Consider the following 24278-nt stretch of genomic DNA (forward strand, 5'->3'; position numbering starts at 1 on the left):
ATAAAATCTAGTGTAATATATATAAGAAATCATTATTAAAGAAACTTTAAGGAGCAACAATGGAACACGAAATTATTTCCGAAATATTAGGTCATATAGCTAATAACAATATTAATAAAATCACTTTTTCAAATATTCGCAATAAAGAATTAGAACTTGATAAAGTCATTGGTAAATTAGTTAATATTAAAAACTGTATTAATCTACAATTAGAATATCGTTATAAAAGAATAATAAAACATACGAACCTTGTTACCACTGATTCTGAAAGTATCGAAAAAGTCATTATTGGACTTTTCGAATTAGCAAAAGACATAAATATAGTTACTGTTGATGAAAATATAAATATTAAAGTATCTAAAAAGTTCAAAGTTAGTGTGAATAGAAATAAAACGACTGCAAAAGCTGTCTCATTCGATCACAATAAGAAAAAAGAATACTTCCTAGATGAAAAACAAAAATATGACTTTTTAATCGAACTAGGTATACAAAATAAAGATGGTAAAGTTGTTAAAAGTAAATACAATAAATTTAAACAAATAAACAAATACCTTGAATTTATTAAACAAGCTACTACTCAATTAGATTCTAATAAACAGATCACAATCTTAGATTTTGGTAGTGGTAAGAGTTACTTAACTTTTTCTACCTATTACTATTTAACTGAAGTTTTAAAAATGAATGTTAAAATCATTGGAATAGATCTAAAGAAAGAGGTCATTGAACACTGTAATAATATCGCTGAGAAACTTAATTTCAAAAATCTTAGTTTCATTTACGGTGATGTTATTGATTACGAAAATAAAGATGAGATAGATATGGTTATTAGTCTGCATGCATGTAATACTGCAACTGATATAGCTATACTAAAAGCTTTGGGTTGGAAGGCGAAAGTATTCTTCGCTGTACCATGTTGTCAAAAGGAAGTTAAAGGACAACTTAACTCTGATTTCCTTCCATTCATGCTAAAACATGGAATTATTAAAGAAAAATTCTCTACACTTCTTACTGATTCAGTACGAAGTGAAGTTCTAGAAGCATTTGGATATAAATCTGATATAGTCGAGTTTATTTCAGCAGAAAATACACCAAAAAATCAACTTATCCGTGCTTATAAAGTATCGGATAATATTAATAAAAATAAAATTATTAATCTTGAGAAATTCACTTCATCATTAAATGTGAAGATGTTCTTACTAGAAGAAGTAAACAAACTTATATAAAAATAAAGCATTAGCTCTTGATTTCGAGCTAATGCTTTTAATATTCATAAAATTACAGTTCACTAAAGTCGTAAACTTTACCTTTTTGTCTATTTGGTAATACCGCTGCAATTACTAAACAAATTAATGCAGGTACTAACCACTCTAAACTTTGTGCTGCTAAAGGCAGTTTTGCGATTAAGTTACTGAATGAAGCAACTTTTAATTGACTTCCAATTACAGAAACAATAGAGATTAATGTCACTATTGCCATAGTTAGTTGCATTCCTAATTTTGATAGTGCAACGTATTTGTTAACAATAACGATTAATACTAAAGCTATTGTAATTGGGTATAAGAATAATAGCATTGGTACTGAGAATTGAATAACACTTTGTAATCCTACATTTGCAATTGCAAAACCTACAATTGTGAAAATAACAGCATAAACTTTGTATGAAAGTTGTGGAAATTTTTCGTTAAAGAATTCTGAAGTCGCAACGATTAATCCTACTGTTGTAGTGAAACATGTAAGAATTACCATAATTCCTAAGAAGACACTTCCGTATGTTCCAAAAATTAAACGAGCTGATTCAGATAGCACGTATGCCCCTTTGTTAACTTTAGCATTAGCTAATACTTCTGCAGGTACTGCAAATCTATTACCTAATAATCCAAGTCCAACATATAGAATACTAAATCCAATTCCTGTTGCAATACCAGCGATCCATACACTAGATAAAAATTCTTTTTTATCTTTAAATCCTAATTGTTTTAATGCACTCATCGCAATGATACAGAACGCTACTGAAGCTAGAGCGTCAAGAGTATTATAACCTTCGATAAATCCAGTACCGAATGCTAATCCACTAGTTGCATATGTTTTAGCTGCTTCTCCTGTTGAATTAAATTTAGATACACCAAGAATTACTAAAACTACAATTAATAAAGCAAAGATAGGTGTTAAAACTTTCCCTACACTATTTAAAATCTTAGTTGGGTTTACTGCTAATAAAAACGCACATAAGAAATAAATTACCGTAAAAATTAATAACCATGGTAACTTACTTTCAGCTACAACTGGCGCTACTCCAATATCAAATGCAGTAGCTGCTGTTCTTGGAATCGCAAAAAGAGGTCCAATTGATAAATAAAGTAAAACTAAGTATGTTGTTGAGAATAGTGGAGAAATTTTTTCATCCATTTCTACTCCATAACCATTCGGATTAAGTGCACCTACGATAAGTGTAACGATAGCGATACCTACTCCAGATACAACAAATCCTAAAATTGCTGGCCAAAAGTTTCCTCCTGCACTTACTCCAAGTGTTGGTGGAAAGATTAAGTTTCCAGCACCAAAAAAGATACCAAATAATAACAATCCGGTTAATAAACCTTTTTTCATATAAAATATTCTCCTTTCTTAATTTATAATAGTATTATTATAATACTATACCTTTTTAAAAAAGGCAAATACTTTTTAAATAATAATATAGCGTTTTCAGATAATAATGCGTATAAATTTGAAAACGGATTTGAAATTAAATTTCAAATCCGTTTTTTTATTATATATGTAACCAAAGAAGTTGGATAACAAATAATACTGCAAAAAGATACATTAATGGGTGAATATCTTTCCATTGTTTTTTAGATAGTTTTAATACTACATAGAATATAAATCCAAATGCGATACCATCATTAATAGATCCAGTTAAAGGAATACCAATAATTGTAACAAATGCTGGGAATGCTTCTGTTATATCATTCCATTCTATCTTCGCAATACTTTCCATCATAAATGATCCAATGATAATTAACGCTGGAGAAGTAATCGCTGGAACTGCTGCTAAACTACTTGCAAGCGGGAATAAGAAAATTGATATTACTACAAAGAAACTAGTAGATAATGCAGTAAGACCTGTACGACCTCCATTTGCTACCCCTGCTGATGATTCAATATAAGCTGATGTTGGTGTACTACCAAATAACGATGCAGCTAATGTCGCGAATGAATCAGCTAATAATGCTTCTTTTGCTCTTTCCATTCTTCCATTTTTTACTAATCCTGCTTGAGTAGTTACTGCTACCATTGTTCCTGTAGTATCAAATAGTGTAACCATTAGGAATGTAAATACTATTCCATATAATCCTAATTGTAAAGCATTAATACTTTCAGTAGCTGGATTATATAGAAGGCTTAAATCCATGTGAGGAATACCAAACACTTTTTCTACTTTTAACATTCCTGTAAAGTAAGAAATAATAGCAATAATTGCCATACCAATAAATATTGCTCCTTTAATCTCTAGAGCTAAAAGCACTAAAATAATAAAGATACCTAAAATTGTCATGTAAGCCACTGGATTTTTTAAATCACCTAGTGAAAGGATTGTATGTGGATTTGCAACAATTAAAGCTGAGTTTTTCAGTCCTAAAAACGCGATAAATAGACCAATCGCAGCTGAAATACCGTATTTTAAATTATTCGGAATAGAATCAATTAAACTCTCACGAAACTTAGTTGCTGATAAAATTACAAAAATTACAGCTCCCATAAAACATGTTGCTAATAATGTTTTATAATTATATCCTGATGTAGCTGCTAATGTTGCAAAATATGAGTTTATTCCCATACCTGGTGCTACTACTATAGGATAGTTCGCTGCTAATGCCATAATCAGAGTACCTACTAAAATTGCAATGATAGTAGCTGTAAATACTCTATCTAATGGAATACCTGCTGCTGATAAAACAGCTGGATTTACTACTAAAATATAACTCATAGAGAAAAATGTTATTAAACCAGATACAACTTCTGTTCTAGCATTCGTATTATTTTCTCTTAATTTAAAAAGACGTTCTAACATATTTAGAAAATTCTCCTTAGTTTTTATTAATGCCGAAGCACATAAATAATAATATATGTTTTAAAAATAAAAGTCAAGAGTTTTTTTGATATAAAGTTCATATTCTATAGTTAATTTTATATTTTAATCGTTTTAATTAACGGAATAAATATTTCTAAAACATAAAATCAATTTGTTTACATAAATATATTTAAATAAATACGAACATTAACTTTTTTAAATCTATTAATGATTCGAGTTTAAATAAATAAAATTCTTTAAACATAATACTTAAAGAAACAGCATTTTGTTTAAAGAACTATTTTTTTATTCTTCATTTTCAGGTATAACTCCCATTAATTTCAATAATTTATCCCATTCTAATAATAACTGTAGGGTATATAGCATTAAAAATAGATATATCATCTTTGTAATTGGGAAATCTTGATAATCTAAAAAGAAAAATCTCAGAAAAATTACAAATATTAATGATACTGTACATATTTTAAAATGTTTTCCCCCGGTACTTTTACATTAAAAAATATAAGGAATATAGGAATTAAGCTCCAGCTTGCAAAACTTTCTAACACAGTCATAATTTCTCCTCCTTTAAAATAATTATCCTTAATAATTTAGAATAACTATATATAGGTATTATATCATAGAGTTAACATAAAATAAAACGTTATCATAGAGTTGAATACTAACCTTTTCTAATTTAACATATAAAAATATCACTAAGAAATACTCTTAATCTCTTAGTGATATTTTCTATATTATAATATTTTCGAGAAGAATTCTTTCGTTCTTTCTTCTTTTGGATTATCAAATATTTCTGATGGAGTTCCTTCTTCTAAAACTACTCCTCCATCCATAAATATTACTTTATCAGCAACTTCTTTTGCGAAGTTCATCTCATGAGTAACTATTAACATAGTTAATCCTTCTTCTGATAACTCCTTAATAACATCAAGTACTTCTTTTACCATTTCTGGATCTAACGCACTTGTTGGTTCATCAAATAGTAACACTTCTGGTGAGTTAGCTAAGGCACGTGCAATTGCAACACGTTGTTTTTGTCCACCCGAAAGGCTATTTGGATAAACATCTTTTTTATCTTCTAAACCAACTCTTTTTAATAACTCAATTGCTTTTTTCTCAATATTTTCAGCAGTGTCATCACCGAATGTTTTTGGAGCAAGTGTAATGTTTTCAAGTACACTCATATTTGGGAATAGGTTAAAGTTTTGGAATACCATTCCTACTTTTTTTCTATATTTATTAATATTTTGTTTAGTGATATCTTCACCATCGTATAAAATTTGTCCACTCGTTGGAGTTTCTAATAAGTTTACACAACGTAATGCTGTACTTTTTCCACTCCCACTTGAACCTAGAATTACAATTTTCTCCCCTTTTTCAACGTTGATATTTACACCTTTTAATACTTCTAATTTTCCGAATTTTTTATGTAAATCTTTTATTTGTAATAACAATTTTTTCACCTACTTCGTTAATTTTTTCTCTAAACGTTTTACTAATAATGATAATATTGATGTAATAATAAAATATATTGCAGCAGCTACTAAGTACGGTCCAAATGTTTGATAAGTTGCATTTTTTACAGTGTTTGCTGTAAACATGATATCCGCTACCCCTACAAAGTAAACTATTGAAGATTCTTTTACTAATGAAATAAACTCATTACCTAAGGCTGGTAAACTATTTTTTAAAGCCTGTGGCAAAATAATTAATTTCATAGTTTGGAAATAACTAAGTCCTAATGAACGACCTGCTTCCATTTGACCTTTATCAATTGCTAAGATTCCAGAACGGAATATTTCACTAACATATGCTCCTGAGTTAATTGAAAGAGCAATTATCGCTGACATAAATGGTGTAAATGAAATCCCAATTTCCGGTAATGCAAAGTAGATAATCATAATTTGCACTAAAATTGGAGTATTTCTAATAACTTCTACATAAATTGCTGCTATTATATTAAGTACTTTAAACGTACTAATTTTTGCTAAACATATTACAATACCAAGTATTAATCCTACTAGTAAAGCTATAAGTGAAATTTTTAAAGTTGTTACCGTAGCTTCTAAATACGTTATGTAATAATTTGGAAGAAAATCAAACATTCTATTTTATACCTCTCTCTTATTCGCTTTGTGCAGCAATTTTAGCATATTTATCAAGTTCTTTTTCAAATGCTTTTTGATCTTGAATTTCTTTAATTACTGCATTTACTTGTTCTAATAATTCTTTATTACTATCATTTTTTCCTTTTTTGAATGCTATTGCCATACCTGTTGCTTCAGGATCGTTATCTGCAGTAAATGTACTAATTTTGATATCTGTATATTTATTCATTGCGATTTTCGCTACATCATCTGGAATTAATACTGCATCAATTTTTTTGTTTTTAAGATCTTGAAGTAAACTTGGTACATCAGTTAAAGCTTGGATATTTTTATCATCCATTTTTAATTGTTCTTTAGCATATGTTTCATATGTTGAACCTTTTTGAACACCGATTTTTTTGTTTTTAAGATCAGCTACAGATTTTATTTCTTCACTGTCTTTATTTACCACGAAAATACCTTTACTTGTGTAGTAAACTTCTGAGAAATCAACTGCTTTTTTTCTTTCCTCGGTTGGGTTAACACCTGAAATTACCATATCAACTTTGTTTGCATTTAAAGCAGCGATTAATGAATCGAAAGCCATTTGTTGAATTTCAACTTGAACACCTAATTTTTTAGAAACTTGTTCTGCTAAGTAAATATCAGCACCTACTACTTTTTTATTTCCATTTTCTGTTGTTAGAAATTCATATGGTGGATAGTCAGGTGATACTCCTAGTACTATTTTATTTTTTTCTTTAACTTCTTGTAATTTATTTTTTGTACTGCTGCTTGAGCATGCTGTTAATGTTACGACTGTTATGATTGATGTAATGAATAATAATAATTTTTTCATTGTCTTGTCTCCTTTTTCTTTATTATATTATATTTTTTAGAAAAGAACTAATTATAAATAAAAAATCTCTTTGTAGCCAGTTATCTAGCTACAAAGAGACGAATTTTCGCGGTGCCACTCTTTTTGGTATACGAATACTAAGAAAATACAGTCCATGGTCAGTATTATGGTACGAAGATAAATAAAAAAGTCTTTTTATAATTTCCTAAGAAACTATAAAAAGACGAAATCATTTCCGCGTTGCCACTTTTCTTGGTATTTAATATACCCACTCAATCTCTTTAAGGCAGAGTTACCAATTATTTAATAATTGCCTAAAAAGTGCGTTCATCTAGAAAAATTACTAACCTCACATCAACGTTAGCTCGCTAAAAATTTTTTACCAAATTACTATTCTTTTCTAAGGTTTTGTTTTATTGTTAATTATTTTACACCTTTAGTATTTTCTTGTCAAGTGAAAAATTATTATTTTTGATATTTTTTCAAAATTTTTCTTGCAATCAATACTCCTATACAACTTAACGTTATTATACATACTATACCTAAGATTAACCATGGTCCTGAACCATATTTTATTGAGGTATCCATTGCTTCAGCTGATTGACCTCTTGCTATCCAATCACTTCTGTATGAATCAGCAAAAAATATTATCGGTATCCATGCGCCACATGCACTTCCTATGTTTATCAAACTTAATGCTGCACATTGAGAAATAACATTATTATAACCAAATGTTTTTAATACAAAATCTGCTAAAAAGGCACCAGTAATCGAAGAGATCCACCATGGTAAATACGCTCCTCCCATTATTGAAAATATAATCATATGTATAATTATAAAAACAGTAAATATACCAAACTTTTTGTAATTATAGCATATATATACAAAGATTATTCCTGCTAATAACCCCCATATCCCAGGTGATATGCTATGACCAAATGCACCCAAGAAGCTTGAGATAACCATTGCTATCATGTAAACTACTAATGACAATACTGTTGCCATTCCTAAAAAAATATAATCTTTTGTTTTTAATTTCATTTTTTATCCCTCCATATTTATAAAAATATTCTGAACTTCTGATTTACTTTCATTATCTAAATAAAAATCTTTTTTTATCGTCTTATTATCTAAGTATATTATTCTATTGCATGTTTTATATAAAAACTCTATATCATGTGTAGCTATTATTAGAGCATTTTTTTTGGATATATTTTTTAACACACTACTAACCTTTTCCATATTTATATAATCTAGACCACTTGTTGGTTCATCAAACATCAATAAATTTACATTAGATATTGCAGCTATAGAAATGAGTAACCTTTGTTTTTGCCCTCCTGACAATTCAAAAGGAATTTTATCTTTAAATTTATTTAATCCCAATTCTTCTAATAGATTATTAATTTTATCATCCTCAACTCCTTCGTTTCCAAAACGTATTTCACTTAAAACTGATTCTGTAAAAAATTGATAATCCATATCTTGCATCACTAAAAAGGGTTTAACATTTCCTAAAATTTTTCCTTTAGTTGGATTTATTATATTGGTAAGCATCCTTAATAATGTTGTTTTCCCTGCACCATTTCTTCCAATCAAACCGATCACATCACCTTTATTTATAGGTGTTGAAATTTGCATTAATATATCTCCATAACTTACATTATCAATCTGCAGTAGTAAGTCATTATTTTTTGAGCTAATATTTTCTAGCTGTAAATTAAATACATCTAGAGTTCTTAAAGGAAAATCAGTGGTGATTTTCAAATCATCAACTGTTATTTCCTTAATCATACCTTTATTTACAATTAAAACCTTATCTATTAATTTTTGAATATAATGTATTCTATGCTCTGCAATAATTATTGTATAACCTTTATTTTTCAGTTTTTCAATTAATATTGTTAATTTCTTTGTCATGCGAAAATCTAAGTTAGATGATGGTTCATCTAATATTATTACTCTCGGTATTAATGTTAAACTACACCCAATCGCTATTTTTTGACGCTCCCCACTAGAAATATACAAAATATTCTTATCAACAATTTCTTCCAGTTCTAATAATTCAACAACTGCATTATACCTTTTTTTCATTTCATCTAGAGAAATTCCAAAATTTTCCATAGCAAATACAAGTTCACTCGTTGTGTTTGTAGTAAAAAAATGTCCTCTTGGATCTTGGCTAACATAACCAATATCTTTTGCTATATCATATGTTTTTATACTTTCTAAAGAAGTGTTATTATAATATATTTTCCCAGTTAATTCTCCTTCATATAATGCTGGTATAAGCCCATTCATTAAATGAACAATAGTTGACTTCCCACTTCCAGATATTCCTGTTAATAAAACACACTCACCCTCATTAATTTTAAAACTCACATTATTTAACACCTTCTCTTCTGAATTCTTATAAGTAAAAGACACATTTCTAAATTCTAACATTATTTAATGCCCCCTATTAATAGAAATACAAAAATTATAAAGACAATAATTAAGAAAATATAATCAATTATTCTCATTCTCACATTATAAAATGATGTCCTTCTCATTGGTGACTCTACCCCTTTTGTCATAGCTGTTGCTGTCATTTCTTCGGCAATAAGATTCATCCTCATTAAAACTGGAACTAGCCAATACTCTAAAAATTTTAGAGGTTCTGTAATTTTTAAATTAATATTTCTCATCTTTAATGACTCTCTAATCATTCTAATTTCCAATTTATATGTTGGGAAAAATCTTAAAGCTACTGTAATACTTAACATAATTTTTTTGGGTAAATGAATTTGTTCAAATGCAGATAATAATTCATTACTTTTTATGTCTTTTACTAAAATATAAGCAATCATCATAACCGGTGTCATTCTGAGGATAATGTAAACTAATGTTCCAAATAAATCTGCAATCCAAATTATATTACTAATTGATATTGAATATGCTAGTATTGAAAAAGATATATACCAAATTATAAATTTTAATATTTGTAAATAGCGTTTGTATATAGATAAAACTACAATTGCAATCAATAGACAAATAGTTTCATAAATTATACCTTTCCCTAAAAAGATAACTACTGGAAATAAAATGTTTAATATTACCAGCGTTAATGGATTTAACTTTATCATTGTACCCTCCTTACTTTTCTACTTATATTTATTTTATCAATAATAATTATCAATGTCAATTACTGTTGAAATATCTCTTTTTACATTTGCGAATTATTTACAAAATCTTAATATAATTACCAACAAATTCACAATATTATATAAAAAAGCTCAAGAATATAATATGTTATACCCTTGAACTTTTAATATCTTATTTATTTAATAAGTTATACAGTGTTTTAACATGTACTCCTGTAGCACCTTTTGGAAGGTATTTTTCCGCTTTTGATAAATATGCTGTTCCCGCTATATCTAAGTGAATCCATGGAACATTATTCGCTACGAAGTTTTCTATGAATAATCCTGCAGTTATTGTTCCTCCAAGTCTTCCACCTGTGTTTTTAACATCAGCTACAGAAGATTTATTTAATTCTCTGAAGCTATCATCAGCTGGCATTTGCCATACTCTTTCTCCAGCTTCTTTCGCAGCTTTATTTAGTTCGTTATAAAATTCTTGGTTGTTCGTTACTGCTCCTGTGTAGAATTCTGCTAACGCAACTAAACATGCACCAGTAAGTGTTGCTAAATCTATAACTTTATTTACTTTAAGTTTTTCAGTTGCATAATATACTGAATCAGCAAGAGTAATACGCCCTTCAGCATCTGTATTTGCTACTTCTACTGTTTTTCCTGATAGAGTAGAAATAACATCACCTGGTTTATATGATCCACCTGAAATCATATTTTCACAAGCTCCTACAATAGCAATAACATTTGTTTTTAATTTTCTAGTAGCAATTAGCTTCATTGTTCCAATTACTGTCCCTGCTCCACCCATGTCACAGTGCATAATATCCATACTATTAGCTGTTTGTTTAATTGAATAACCACCTGTGTCATAAGTTACACCTTTTCCTACTAAACCAACTACTTCACTTTCTTCTGGGTTATTTAAATACTTCATAACGATAAATCTTGGTTTTCTATCAGATGCACGACCTACAGCTAACAATCCTTTTAACCCTAATTCTTCACATTGTTTTTCATCATAAACTTCAACTTCAACGCCTAAAGCTGTTAATTCCTTACTGGCAATATTAGCAAGTGTTTCTGGGTATAGATATTCTGCTCTTTCGTTAACTAAGTCACGAGCAAAAAATACACCACCAATAATATCACATGCTTCACTAACTACTTCTTCTATATTTTCTAACTGTTCTTCTGTAGTTAAATTAATAGTAATTTCTGGGAAGTCTTTTCTATCAGATTTATACTTATCAAATTTATATGTTGCATGTAAAGCTCCTTCTACAGCTGCATTCACTAACTTTTCAGTATGTATATTTTCTACTTTTGGTAAAGTAACTTGAACTTCAAATTCTTTATTTTTTGCTAATACTTTAACTAGTTTAAAAAATACCTCACGCACTTGATCTTCTTTTAATTCATCACGTTTCCCTAAACCTATTAATATTTCTTTTTCTCCATTATATGGTAAATTTACAAATATTTCATTAAGTTTTCCTTTAAATAATTTTTTCCCTTTTGTATATTCTAAAAGTCCATTATTATAATTTTCATCTTCGAATATTGGTGTTACAATTACACCCTCTAATTTATTAGTATTAAATTTCATCTAATTTTACCTCGTACTTTGTACGGCCTTTCTTTATATTCTTTCTAATATCTCTTTTGCTATTTCTTTAGCTTCTAATACTGTATTTTCTAAAGTTGTTCCTTTTTTTGATTTACCTATAATAAAAACATTTGAATATTCTTTTTTCATATATTCATTGAATTCATTAATGTTTTTATTATAATTTTTACAACAAAAACGGTAGTTATCTTTTACTTTACTAACATAGTACTTATTCACATTTCCTACTACACCATGAACTATAATTATTTCTTTTTCAACAATTTCTTTAATTTCACTATCACTTTTTTCTATAAGTTTTTTTACTGCTTCTTCTCTACTAATATATGCTCTTACTATTTGAATTCCGCTCATTTTTATATCAATCCATTTATTACTTACGTATTCTAGCTTTGTAACATATTCACTTTCATTTTTCGGAAAAATTATTTCTCCAATTTCACGATTTATGTGTAAATCATCTCTCTTATAAATAAGCGTAACAACTATATTAGAAACATATTTCATGTCAGAATAAAATTCAATTATTTTATCGTCATCATTAAACCACGGTAGGAAATTTTTTTGATTCAATGTTAGTATTATATAGTCATAGTAGTAAATACTACCATTTGAATGAACTAAATATTTATCCCCTCTTTTTTCGATTTTTTCGACTTTTCTATTTAGTTCTAGAAATACTTTGTCTGAAAAATTTGATTCTAGAGTTTCTATAAATGATTTCAATGTGAATTTCAAACGATATTCTGCTCCTACAGTAATATTATCAATTACATTTCTATCATACATCTCTTCAAGTACTTTGTTGATATCTTCTTTTTGAATCGTTAAAAATGATAATTCTGGCATCAAACTTACCATACTTTGTTTAGAAATATCACTAGCATAGTAACTTGTCAATAGTGGTTCTATTAGCTTAACATAGATTTTTTCATTAACTATAGCTCTAAAAAACTCTTCAACTGTTAACTCTTTAATATCCTCATCTTCTAAAGTATTATACATATTATATAAAATAGATAACTTTTCTTTAAAAGTAAATAAATCAGACATTAACAATTCTCTTTTATCAAGTGGAAGACCATATAACATTTTTTCTGGTAAATACTTTATTCCCTCTTTTGTAAAAAATACCTTTTTTGTTGCTCCACTCTTTATTAAATATCTATGTAAACCTAATTCTATCATTAAATAAAACAAAACTCCTTGTTCACTAATAGAATTGTGCCATCCATTATCATAAATCTCTTGTCCAAGCTGAAACTTTCCGAATCTATCATTTGCAAATTCTAAATCTCTCTCGATTAGATCAATATTAAACTTTTTTGAGTTTACTCCTGAGAGTTTATCAAGAAAGTAAGCACAACTTACTCCTGATAAGTCTCCTCCTATTATTGCTATATTTTTCATAATCTATCCTTCTACTTCACTTTTCCAATAAATATTTTAGATATTATATTAGCTATAACTACTGAACCAATTATTACTAAGATGTTCATTGTGCTAAAACTAGATAATAATATAGATACTACCGCTAATAATAATGTAGTTACTATCATGACACTAGTTAATAATTGTTTATATCTTTTTATTTTAATATCTTCACTTACTGGTAAAATACTATGCCAAATATTATTACTCATTTGCTTGTACAATGGAACTAGCTGAATTATTGTTAAATAACTGTATGAAATTATTGCTAAACCACTAACATATGTATTTTTAAAACTAAAAATAACTAGAGCGGCTAAGAGCACTAATCTTAACGCTAGATAGACTGTATTTTCTTGTCTTAAAAATACTCTATAGTAATAATATTTAAAACTATTTTCTTTTTTGAAATTATCTTTTGTTAATTTTGGTAATAGTATATCAAAATACTTTCTTCTAGCAACTTTTACACCACTTAACGGAACATCAACAAACATATTTACAAACTTTAAATAGCTTTCCATACGATGTTTGTCATAATCTGCTGCTTGATTCCAATTCACAACATATTTTTCTTGATCCTTAGTATTTAGGTTATTTCCTGCATTTTTCATAATATAGTATGTAAACACTGCTAGTACAATTATACCTATTAAGTAAATAATACGAATAGCTATATCATCGAAAAACACTACTAACAACTGAATAAAGATTACTATGAACAGTAATAATTTACCCCAGATTATCTCTCTATAGTGAATGACTTGGAAGTATTTTAATAAATTGTTCCAAATTAATACTATTAATAACATACAAATACTTAGTCTATCTATATTACCGATAAGATTAGTAATTGGTTTGGTAGCAAAATAAAATATCACACTAGCTATTATATGAATTACTGTGCTATTTGTTACAGTTTTCATTCCTACTTTTCGATAGTATTTTTCTAAAGGTAATAAAAATACCGCATCCGCTTCTTTAATATGTGTTTTTATTTTAGAACTTACTAAATAATAACTAAAAGCAAGTGTTGCTGCTATGTAAACTGAATATAATTCTACTTTACTTGCAATAGCTATCCATTTCGAATAATTTATAAGTGCTGCTCCTAAAACTATAATAAGAAACATTATAAGGTGCGAATTAAAAATGTACTTACTATAGGTTAACTTTAACTCTTGCTCTTTCTTTCGTCTGTCAGAAAAAATATTTTCTATATTACTCATTATTTCCTCGCACTGTTAATGATAAATATATTTCATCTAAAGACGCACCTGCCATATTAAATTCGGCTCTTAATTGTTCTAAATTACCATTTGCTAAAATTTTTCCTTCGTGAATTATTACAAAGTTATCACAATATTTTTCTGCTGTTGCAAGAATATGCGTAGACATTAAAATACTTGCTCCAGCATCCCTTCTTTCACACATCAAGTTAATTAAATCATTTATTGCAATAGGATCTAATCCTAAAAAAGGTTCATCAATTATGTATAGATTTGGTTCTACTAGAAAGGCACAAATTATCATAACTTTTTGTTTCATACCTTTTGAAAAATGAACAGGGAAGAACTTTTTCTTATCTTTCAATTTGAATAATTCTAATAATTTTTCAGCTCTTTTCCATGTTTCTTCCAAATTCAATCCATAAGCCATTGCTGTAAGATTAATATGTTCTTCTAAGGTAAGTTCTTCATATAAAACGGGTGATTCTGGTATATAACTGATACTTTTTCTATATTTTTCATTATTTCCAGTAATTGTTATTCCATTAACTTTTATTTCACCTTCCATAGGTCTAAGTAAACCTAAAATATGTTTAATTGTTGTACTCTTACCAGCACCATTAAGACCTATTAATGCTGTTATGCTTCCCTTTGGTATTTGGATATCAACATTATCTATTATTTTTCTTCTATTATATCCTCCACCTAAATTACTAATTTCTAATACATTCGTCATTTTTTATGACTCCTCTCTCTAACTCATCTAATATCAAATCTATTTGTCTATATGTTTCTTCTTTTGTGTTGCTATTATTTATTACATAGTCACCCAGCTTTGATTTATCTTCTGAGCTCATTTGGCTTTTTATTCTATTCATAGCTGCTTCGGAAGAAAGTGAATTTCGATTCATCAATCTTGTTAACTGTTCTTTTTCATTTATATGAACCACTATTATCTTTTCAACTAAATCTTCAAATCCAGCTTCAAACAAGAGTGCTATATCTAAAAAAACTAATCGTTCGTCGCTATGTTTTTCTTGTAATTGTAAAATTTGTCTTCTTATATAAGGATGCACAATACTATTAAGTATTTTTAAATTCTCCTCATTACCAAAGACTAATTTCCCTAATTTTTCACGGCTTATCTCATTATTCTCAATAATCCTTAAACCAAAACTTTTCTCAAGTTTTTCTCTCACTTCATCACTAGTTAGTGCAATATGACCTAATTTATCAGCATCAATAATAGTATATCCTTTATCCTTTAGATAATTTGATACTGTACTTTTTCCACATGCAATACTACCTGTAATTCCTATATTCAAAATATCAACTCCATTAAGTTTCTTATGTACAATTTTATCATAAACCGTAACCATTTACCACATTTTACGAATCAATAAAAAATATAACATATAAAAATTACTCTCTCTATCAGAGATTAATCCTCAGATAGAGAGAGTAAATATTAATATTATTTTTCTTTATATGGATGAATATCCATTTCCTCAAGTTTTACAAATTTTCGTTTTGTTACTACTTTAAATGTTAAATACATTAGTACACCAATTGCTGGACAAACTAGGTTATACGACATTTTTACAAAACCACCAGTTGCATAATCTGAAACTAATTGAAGTAAAATTATTGTAGCAAATGATAGTAATGCAATGTAAGAACCTACAACTCCTGTTTTTGATGTATATGGTAATACTTCTTCGGCTTTTTTCCCTTGTTTCGCAATCGCTTTACGTAAACGAATTTGCGAAACTAGCGATACCATCCAAATAATCATTACTATAATTCCTACCATTGATAATAACATGTAGTATCCACTTGGATTAAGTTTTTCAAATATGAAACAAAGAACCATAAATAATGCAGATACTGTTAAAGCAAATACAGGAATTGAATTACTATTTAACTTCTTAAATAATTTTGGTCCGTAATCATGTGAACTTAATGAGAATAATTGTCTACTTGAGACATACATACCTGAGTTTGCAGCTGATAATACTGATGTTAAGATTACGGCATTCATAATTACTGCCGCTATTTCTAATCCAATATTTTGGAAAACAATCGTAAATGGTGAAGCCGTTACATTGTTTGTATCTAATAATCTTGGATCATTTGCTGAAACTATTGAAGATATAATTATCATAGTAGCTATGTAGAATATTAAAATTCTCCAGAACACTTGTTTTACTGCTTTTGGCATTGTTTCTTTTGGATTTGGAGATTCACCAGCTGTAACAGCTACTACCTCAGTTCCTCCAAATGAGAATGCTGCTGTAGATAATACCCCAAATAAGCCTAAAGCTCCTGCACTACTTGTTTTTTCTCCATTTTGGATGAATGTATGAATACCAGCTTCACTATTTCCAGTAGCACCAAAAATAATTGCAGCACCAACTAATAAGAATGCAACAACAGTCATTACTTTTATTATTGTTATCCAATATTCAACTTCTCCGAAAACTTTAACACTAACTAAGTTTAATAAATATAATAATACTAAAAATACAATACAAATTGAAAATGTTGAAAATTGTCTAAAGAATTCCCAGTAATGTAGTATCTTTGATAATGTGATAATATCAACACTTGCTACTAAAATCCACAGGATCCAGAATAACCAACCTACTCCAAAACCTACCCCTGGGTCAATAAAACGTGTTGCATATGCTCCAAATGAACCAGAAACTGGATAAAATGTCGCTAATTCTCCTATAGAAGCCATTAAAAAATAGATAATAACTCCAATCAATGCATAAGTAATAACCGCTCCATAAGAACCTGCTTTACTTACAACTGCTCCACTTGCCATAAATAATCCTGTACCTATACATCCACCTATGGCAATCATACTGATATGACGAGCTTGTAATTTTCTTTCCATTTTAGAATCTGTCATTCTCTTCATCCTTTCTTATAATATATTGTAACTATATAAGTAATGATTATACTAGAATATTTATATTTTGTAAACAATTTTCTGAAACTTTATTGTTATTTTTTAAAAATTCAAGAGAACATTTCTAATTAACTTTAATTAATTGATAATGGATATCATTTAATGAAATTTTATTTTATATTCTAGAATATAATATTTTTGTTAAAATGGTTACAGTTTATATCGCCAATTTTCACAATAATTCAATTTATTTTTAAAAAAGTATTTAATTACAATTATTATTATATCAAAAGTTAAAGCATTTACAGATTTTCACTTTAGCTATATAATTTTTTGTAGAAAGCACTATTCTATTAATATTAGGAGGCATTATTATGACAACATTTTATAACGAAGCTAGGGAATTTGCAAAAAAATATATTGATCCTATTGCTAAAGAAATTGATGAACAAGAAAGATTTCCAGAAGAAGTTTTTAGAGAATTAGGTAAAGCTGGATATTTCAAACTTATGATTCCAAGAGAACTTGGTGGACTAGGAAAAGATATGCAAGAACATGCAGATGCTTGTCGTGCATTTGCTAAATCTAGTGCGACAGTTGGTCTATGTTACATGATGCACAACGTTGCTTTAAATTGTGTACTTTCATATGCTGATGATAATCTTAAATCAAAAATTTGTAAAGATATTGTAGAAAATGAAAAATTTATGGCTCTTGCATACAGTGAATTAGGAACTGGAACTCACTTCTACATTTCTGATGTTAAAACTGAATTCAAAGATAATTCTGTAGTTTTTAATGGACTAAAAAGTATGGTTACTTCTGCTGAATTTGCTTCTTACTACTTAGTACTTACTCCTTCTGATGTTGAAGGTGGTATTGATAACTGGGTATTCCCATTAGATTCTAAAGGTCTAGAATTCAAACCTTCTACTTGGCATGGTTTAGGTATGCGTGGAAATGTTTCATGTCAAATGGCAATTAATGATGTTGAATTAGATAAAGAACTACGTATAGGTAAAGCCGGCTCTGGAGTTGATCAAGTATTCACGATTGTTGCCACATACTTCATTACAGGTCTTGCTGCCGTTTATAGTGGATTGTGTGAAGCTATTCTAGATGAAGCAGTAGCTCATACTACAAACAGAAAATATCCTGATGGAAAATCATTAAGTGAGATTGAAACTGTTCAAATTCATCTAGCAAAAATTTACAGTCAAACAAATGCTGCTGTTTTAGGAACAAATGAAGCAGCTCGTAGTTTCATAGCTAAAGAAATTAATATGTTAGCAAAAATTTTATCAGCTAGAATTTTCGCTAGTGAAGCTGCTATTGAATTAGCTCGTCTTGGTATGCGTGTTGGTGGTGGTAAAGCTTATAACCGTGTTAGAAATATGGAACGTTACTTACGAGATGCTTTCGCAAGTCATATTATGGCACCGAGTGTTGACGTACTTACAATTTGGTTAGGAAAAGCAATTACTGGGCAACAATTACCATAATAATTACCAATGAAATCAAATTTTTTAGGGATTAACCCAAAAGTCTTAGATTTTAAAAAAAGTTTATAAGAATACTTATAGACGAAGTGGTTTATTAATATCTAAATTCACTTTATACAAGCTTTTTAGATATTTAATAAACTTTGCGGGGTGACTCGACAAAATCGATTTCTACGAAATCACGATTTTTGAGTCACTCCCTTTATTTAAAAATTACAAATAAGAAAAGAGGAATAATATTATGTCAAAATTAAAAGTTGGAGCTGTAATCTATGATCCAAAAGTAACTGTAATTTGGGGAATTATTGCAAAATTCTTTGAGGATGAAAACTTTCCTATTGAACCCGTTTATTATAAAGACTATAAAACGCAAGTAGACGGTCTTTTATCTCGAGAAATTGATGTTGCATGGAATTCACCATTAGCTTGGTTAGATACTTATCTACGTACTAATGGGACTTCTCTTAATGGCTCTATGCGTGATACCGACCGTGATCGCAGTTCTTATTTAGTAGTAAAATCGAACAAAAATATTGAATCAATTAACGATTTAAAAGGTAAAACAATTGGATTTGGTGCTATCGATTCACCACAAGCAAGATTAATTCCAATCAATCATCTTCACAAAAATGGATTAGAATTTGAAAAAGATTATATAGAAAAACGTTTTGATATTGGAGTTGGTCTTCATGGAGATCATGTTGGTGGAGAACTCGATTCTGCTATTGCTTTAAAAAATGATGAGGTTGATGCTACATGGATGTTAGATTTAAACTACAAAGCTTGGATATCTGATGGAACTTTAGATGAAAATCAAGTTAATATTCTCTCAAAAACTGATTTCTTTGATCATTGTATATTCTCTGGGCATCCTGAATTAGAAGTAACTATATTCGAAAAATTCATAGAAGTATTACATAAAATGGACTATAATAACCCATCTCACAAAGAGATGATGGATATGGAAGGATTAAAAGAATGGATTTCAGGTCGTACATCTGGATTTAAACAACTTACTGAAGCAAATGAGTATTTAAACTTTTTTAACAAGTTCCATGGAGAATAATTATGACTATTTCATCTTTCTCAATTTCTCTTCTAGGTAGTATGCCTAGAAGTAAAAAATTATTAACTGCGAAGAGAAAATTAAATAAAGGTAATCTTGATATTTCTTTATACAAAGAAATTTTAGATGAAGAAACAAAATACGTAATAAATCTACAAGAAAATAATAATATTGATATTATAACTAATGGTGAATTAAACCGAGATAATTACGTTTCATTTATAGCTGAAAAACTTAACGGTGTTACTATGATGAGTATGGCTGATATGTTTGACTACATTGAGGATAAACAAGGCTTTGAACAAATATTAGAAATATTAGATGTACCTGCTATTAGTATCAAAAATGCAATTTGTACTGGTAAAATTGAATATAATAAACCTCTTGTAGCAGATGAAATGATTGAATTAAAAAAATTAACATCAAAAAAAATTAAAGCTACATTGCCAGGTCCATATTTAATAACTCGTTCTATGTGGTTACCTGCTCTTTCAAAAAAATACTATGAAAGTAAGGATACCCTTGGAGAAGATGTAATAAAAGTTTTAAAACAAGAAATTGATGCTTTAGTCGAGATAGGAGTTGATGTAGTCCAATTTGACGAACCTGTATTAACTGAAGTAGTATTTTCTGAGGGAAAAACAAGATCTTTCATGTGCGCAGCACTTTCTGAAAAAAAAGATCCTACTGAAGAATTAAAATTTGCTACAAAATTGATAAAATCTATCATCTCCTATGCTAAAGAAAAAGGTATATTAGCAGCACTTCATGTATGTCGTGGAAATTGGAGTCGGGATGAAAGCATACTTCTTACCGGTCCTTATACTCCACTCTTACCATTATTTGAAGAAGCTTTGCCTAATATTTTAACACTAGAATTCTCAACACCTCGAGCTGGAGAAATTTCATCTTTATTTAGTAGTAAGATAATTAGAGAAAATTGTATACTTGGTCTTGGTGTTATGAACCCTAGAACTGATACTATTGAGCCATTAGAAGATATTCTTACTAGAGTTAAAGAAGTTTTAAAATTTATTCCAAAAGAAAGAATCTGGTTAAATCCTGACTGTGGTTTTGCAACCTTCGCTAATAGACCCGTTAGCACTATGGATATAATAAATAAAAAATTATCTCGGCTAAATGAAACTAAAATCATATTGAGGAAACTATATGAATAATCTATACGAATCTAAAAATTATGATTTAACTTTTAGAGGAATTTTATCAAATAATATATTTAAGATGTACACTAATAATGATATTATAAATATATCTAGTGAAATTAGTTTTGATATTAATGCTGATTATGCAAGCAGTATTAATTATTTTGCTGCTTCTATCTTAGGTGGAATTTCCCATAATATTGTATCACAAAGCAAACAACATAATATTGATATTGAAGAACTTGAAGGAAAAATACATCTTAATTTAAAAAATCCACTTTCTCTAATCGGTGTTAAAGGATACAACGAAGAACCTAAAATAAAATCTTGTGATATTACATATTATTTATATGCTGATTTTGATGAACATAGTTTACTAAAATTTTGTAATACTTCACTTAATAAATCATTTATATACAACACATTAAAACATGTAATCAAATTTAATATAAAATTTATTTTAATTGAATAAACTGTGAAAACATCCTGATAAAATTTTTTATCAGGATGTTTTAATTAAATATTATAAAATATTTATTCTTAGGATGAAACATAAAAAAAAAGAAAATCAGAAATTTATCCGATTTTCTTTCATATCATATTAGATTTCTCTTCTTGTTCTTCTTCTTGGACGTGGGTACATTTCTTGTTCTACTTCGTTTTTACCGTAACCACTTGTGAATGAGCTAGCTTCTGGTTGAGCAGGACGTTGTGCTAAGATATCTCTTTCAACACTCACTCCATCTTCTTCAAATCCAGTAGCAATTACTGTAACGACGATTTCGTCAGTTTTTTCTAACTCTTCGTTAAACACTGTACCGAAAATCATATTTACTTCATCATCACTAGCTTCTTGAACGATACTTGCAGCAGCTTGAGCTTCAAATAAACTTAATGATGGACCACCAGTGATGTTTAATAGAACACCTTTAGCTCCAACGATTGATGTTTCAAGTAATGGAGATGAAATAGCTTTTTTAGCTGCTTCGATAGCTCTATTTTCACCTGAAGCTACCCCGATACCCATTAATGCAGAACCTTGATCAGCCATAATTGCTTTAACATCTGCAAAGTCAAGGTTAACTGTACCTGATACGTTAATTAAATCAGAGATACCTTGAACCCCTTGACGTAACACGTTATCAGCTTCAACGAAAGCTTGCATCATTGGAGTAGATTTATCTACGATGTCTAATAATCTATCATTAGGGATAACGATAAGTGTATCTACTGCACCTTTAAGTGAGTTAATTCCTGCAGTTGATTGTACTTGACGTTTTTTACCTTCAAAGTTGAATGGACGAGTAACAACACCTACTGTTAATGCACCTAATTCTTTAGCAATACCTGCTACGATTGGAGCTGCACCTGTACCAGTTCCTCCTCCCATACCAGAAGTTACGAATACCATATCCGCACCTGCTAATGCTTCTTCAATTTTATCTTTAGTTTCTTCAGCAGCTTTGCGCCCAACTTCTGGGTTAGCACCTGCTCCAAGACCTTTAGTTAATTTTTCTCCGATTTGAATTCTAACGTCTGCTTTAGAGCGTTTTAAAGCTTGAGCATCTGTATTAACTGCGATAAACTCAACGTTTTGAATTCCACTTTCTACCATTCGGTCAACGGCGTTACCACCACCGCCACCAACACCTACTACTTTAATTACTGCTGATTGATCAAATTCTTCAAACATTCTTTATTTCCTCCTGATTGTTATTCAAAAAACGAATTATACATTTTAGTTATTTTGTCGAAAAAGTTTTTATCTTCTTCTTTTTTCTCTTCTTCATAATAAGTTTCTTCTTCATGAACATCTTCATGAGTTTCACTTATCACTGGTGCTTCAACTTTTGAGTTATTTACAGTAATTTCTTCTACTGCAGAAACATTTTCAAATGTTGAATTTGTATTTTTTATTGTTGGCACTTCATCAGTTACTTGATATCCAAACAATGATTCAATTTTGTAACTACTTGTTAATGTACCTACAACAACAGATAATTCTGGTGAATTAGCTCCTATGATTTTTGGTGAACCAATTCTTACATTCATTTTTCTTAGCATATCTTTTGCCAAGTCAAGAACACCAGGCATAAGTGTTGTTCCACCTGTTAACACTACGTTACCTTTAACTCTATTTATACCAGCTTTTCTTAATACATCGAATGAACGTAAAATAATCTCTTCTACAATTTCTTCAATATAATCCGCTAGTTCTTTTTGTGTATATGGTTCTTCATCTGGTTCTAAATTATCTAAGTCAATAATTACTTGTGGTGATGCTAAGTCATAAAAAGCATGCCCTTGAGTAACTTTTATCTCTTCTGCACGTTTTAATGGGACATTTAAAACATCTGATATTGTACGTGTAATATCTTCACCAGCTAACTCGATTGATTGTGATAATTGAAGAATACCATCTTCAAAATAACTCACAGTCGTAAGTCCTGCTCCAATATCAATAATCACTGACCCATAATCTTTTTCTTCGTCATTTAATAGTAATTCACCTAATGAATGAGATGTACAAAATGTTTCGTTACAATCTAATCTTAAGTTTTCAATACTTTTATATATTGTGTGAAGATGAGTTTTAGATGTTAAAACTCTATTCCCTGTTACTTCAAATGAATTATGAACAGTCATTCCTTTTGGTTTTCTAATATTTTCAATATCATCAAGACGATAGTAATCTGGAATTACTTGTACCACTTCTCTTTCTCGTGGTAATGGTAGTATTTTTGCTTCTTCAATTACTTCTTCGATATCTCTACCATCAATATCGTGTTTTGTATCAAATTTAATTTCCGCTACACTTTTTTTAATATGAGTGTGTATACTTGGAACTGCTACATATAATGATCTTATGTCCTTATTAGCTTCACTTTTCGCAATATCTATTGCTTTTTGAATATCTCTAGAGGCAGATTCTACATCAATAATGTTCCCTCGTTTAATAGATGTTGTTTTTACAACACCAACACCGAGTATATTCAATTTTTCATATACTACATCTGCTATTATCACTTTTATACTAGATGATCCTAGATCTATTGAAGTATACAATTGTGAACTCAAGTCAAACACTCCTTCCTTTAAACTTTGTTATTATAATAAAATTGTAAATACACACATATTTTATTTACACATACTAAATTATAACATAAAATTAG

The 24278-nt window shown here is 29.0% G+C and carries 21 protein-coding genes and 1 other annotated feature; of the genes, 5 read left to right on the plus strand and 16 right to left on the minus strand.

The window, feature by feature from the left end; genetic code table 11:
- The first annotated feature begins 59 nt into the window (after positions 1-59).
- Positions 60-1223 (plus strand): class I SAM-dependent methyltransferase, encoded by a 1164-nt coding sequence (locus FOC48_RS04665; protein ID WP_003145809.1) that lies wholly within the window; start codon positions 60-62, stop codon positions 1221-1223.
- A gap of 52 nt (positions 1224-1275) precedes the next feature.
- Here the strand turns inward: FOC48_RS04665 and brnQ are convergent, their stop codons facing one another.
- The 14 genes from brnQ to FOC48_RS04735 all read right to left on the minus strand — a co-directional run bounded on the left by brnQ (position 1276) and on the right by FOC48_RS04735 (position 17374).
- Entirely contained in the window at positions 1276-2607 is a 1332-nt protein-coding gene (gene brnQ / locus FOC48_RS04670; RefSeq protein ID WP_003145807.1) for a branched-chain amino acid transport system II carrier protein, read from the minus strand.
- 160 nt (positions 2608-2767) lie between these two features.
- A complete protein-coding gene (locus FOC48_RS04675) occupies positions 2768-4069 on the minus strand; it encodes an NCS2 family permease (protein ID WP_003145806.1) in 1302 nt (433 codons plus the stop codon).
- 755 nt (positions 4070-4824) lie between these two features.
- Entirely contained in the window at positions 4825-5544 is a 720-nt protein-coding gene (locus FOC48_RS04680; protein ID WP_003145803.1) for an amino acid ABC transporter ATP-binding protein, read from the minus strand.
- Between the two features lie 9 nt (positions 5545-5553).
- The gene (locus FOC48_RS04685; RefSeq protein WP_003145802.1) at positions 5554-6195 is read right to left on the minus strand and encodes an amino acid ABC transporter permease; all 642 of its coding nucleotides are present in this window, start codon (positions 6193-6195) and stop codon (positions 5554-5556) included.
- Between the two features lie 19 nt (positions 6196-6214).
- The gene (locus FOC48_RS04690; RefSeq protein WP_003145801.1) at positions 6215-7036 is read right to left on the minus strand and encodes a transporter substrate-binding domain-containing protein; all 822 of its coding nucleotides are present in this window, start codon (positions 7034-7036) and stop codon (positions 6215-6217) included.
- Between the two features lie 216 nt (positions 7037-7252).
- Positions 7253-7448, minus strand: a binding site (T-box leader).
- Between the two features lie 53 nt (positions 7449-7501).
- Positions 7502-8077, minus strand: a complete 576-nt coding sequence (locus FOC48_RS04695) for an MptD family putative ECF transporter S component (protein WP_003145799.1) — start codon at positions 8075-8077, stop codon at positions 7502-7504.
- A 3-nt stretch (positions 8078-8080) separates the two neighbouring features.
- Positions 8081-9481 carry an ABC transporter ATP-binding protein gene (locus tag FOC48_RS04700; protein ID WP_003145797.1) on the minus strand — a complete coding sequence of 467 codons (1401 nt, stop codon included), beginning with the start codon at positions 9479-9481 and terminating at the stop codon, positions 8081-8083.
- Positions 9481-10161: an energy-coupling factor transporter transmembrane component T gene (locus FOC48_RS04705; RefSeq protein WP_003145796.1), complete on the minus strand. Its 681-nt coding sequence runs from the start codon at positions 10159-10161 to the stop codon at positions 9481-9483. The genes FOC48_RS04700 and FOC48_RS04705 overlap by 1 nt, the downstream gene beginning before the upstream one ends.
- Before the next feature lie 190 nt (positions 10162-10351).
- Entirely contained in the window at positions 10352-11776 is a 1425-nt protein-coding gene (locus tag FOC48_RS04710) for a leucyl aminopeptidase (protein ID WP_003145795.1), read from the minus strand.
- A gap of 33 nt (positions 11777-11809) precedes the next feature.
- Positions 11810-13207, minus strand: a complete 1398-nt coding sequence (locus FOC48_RS04715) for a protoporphyrinogen/coproporphyrinogen oxidase (protein WP_003145794.1) — start codon at positions 13205-13207, stop codon at positions 11810-11812.
- Positions 13208-13218: 11 nt separating this feature from the next.
- Complete coding sequence (locus FOC48_RS04720; RefSeq protein ID WP_003145793.1) at positions 13219-14457, minus strand: ABC transporter permease; 1239 nt, start codon at positions 14455-14457, stop codon at positions 13219-13221.
- Positions 14450-15193: an ABC transporter ATP-binding protein gene (locus FOC48_RS04725; RefSeq protein ID WP_003145792.1), complete on the minus strand. Its 744-nt coding sequence runs from the start codon at positions 15191-15193 to the stop codon at positions 14450-14452. Before FOC48_RS04725 ends, FOC48_RS04720 begins: the two co-directional genes overlap by 8 nt.
- Positions 15171-15782 carry a dephospho-CoA kinase gene (gene coaE / locus FOC48_RS04730; RefSeq protein WP_035466837.1) on the minus strand — a complete coding sequence of 204 codons (612 nt, stop codon included), beginning with the start codon at positions 15780-15782 and terminating at the stop codon, positions 15171-15173. Before coaE ends, FOC48_RS04725 begins: the two co-directional genes overlap by 23 nt.
- Positions 15783-15931: 149 nt before the next feature.
- The gene (locus tag FOC48_RS04735; protein WP_003145790.1) at positions 15932-17374 is read right to left on the minus strand and encodes an amino acid permease; all 1443 of its coding nucleotides are present in this window, start codon (positions 17372-17374) and stop codon (positions 15932-15934) included.
- A 374-nt stretch (positions 17375-17748) separates the two neighbouring features.
- Between FOC48_RS04735 and FOC48_RS04740 the strand changes: the two genes are divergently transcribed.
- The 4 genes from FOC48_RS04740 (at position 17749) to FOC48_RS04755 (ending at position 21577) form a co-directional block, all read left to right on the plus strand.
- Positions 17749-18876 (plus strand): acyl-CoA dehydrogenase family protein, encoded by a 1128-nt coding sequence (locus FOC48_RS04740; RefSeq protein WP_003145789.1) that lies wholly within the window; start codon positions 17749-17751, stop codon positions 18874-18876.
- Positions 18877-19117: 241 nt separating this feature from the next.
- A complete protein-coding gene (locus FOC48_RS04745) occupies positions 19118-19942 on the plus strand; it encodes a phosphate/phosphite/phosphonate ABC transporter substrate-binding protein (RefSeq protein WP_003145788.1) in 825 nt (274 codons plus the stop codon).
- Between the two features lie 2 nt (positions 19943-19944).
- Entirely contained in the window at positions 19945-21120 is a 1176-nt protein-coding gene (locus tag FOC48_RS04750) for a cobalamin-independent methionine synthase II family protein (protein ID WP_003145787.1), read from the plus strand.
- Positions 21113-21577, plus strand: coding sequence for an OsmC family protein (locus FOC48_RS04755; RefSeq protein ID WP_003145786.1), 465 nt, complete (start codon positions 21113-21115; stop codon positions 21575-21577). Before FOC48_RS04750 ends, FOC48_RS04755 begins: the two co-directional genes overlap by 8 nt.
- 129 nt (positions 21578-21706) lie before the next feature.
- Here FOC48_RS04755 and ftsZ read toward each other — a convergent pair whose 3' ends face one another.
- A complete protein-coding gene (gene ftsZ, locus FOC48_RS04760) occupies positions 21707-22798 on the minus strand; it encodes a cell division protein FtsZ (RefSeq protein ID WP_003145784.1) in 1092 nt (363 codons plus the stop codon).
- 20 nt (positions 22799-22818) lie between these two features.
- Positions 22819-24192 (minus strand): cell division protein FtsA, encoded by a 1374-nt coding sequence (gene ftsA / locus FOC48_RS04765; protein WP_231291922.1) that lies wholly within the window; start codon positions 24190-24192, stop codon positions 22819-22821.
- Positions 24193-24278: the final 86 nt, after the last annotated feature.

The sequence above is a fragment of the Gemella haemolysans genome, from assembly GCF_012273215.1.
Classification (GTDB): domain Bacteria; phylum Bacillota; class Bacilli; order Staphylococcales; family Gemellaceae; genus Gemella; species Gemella haemolysans_A.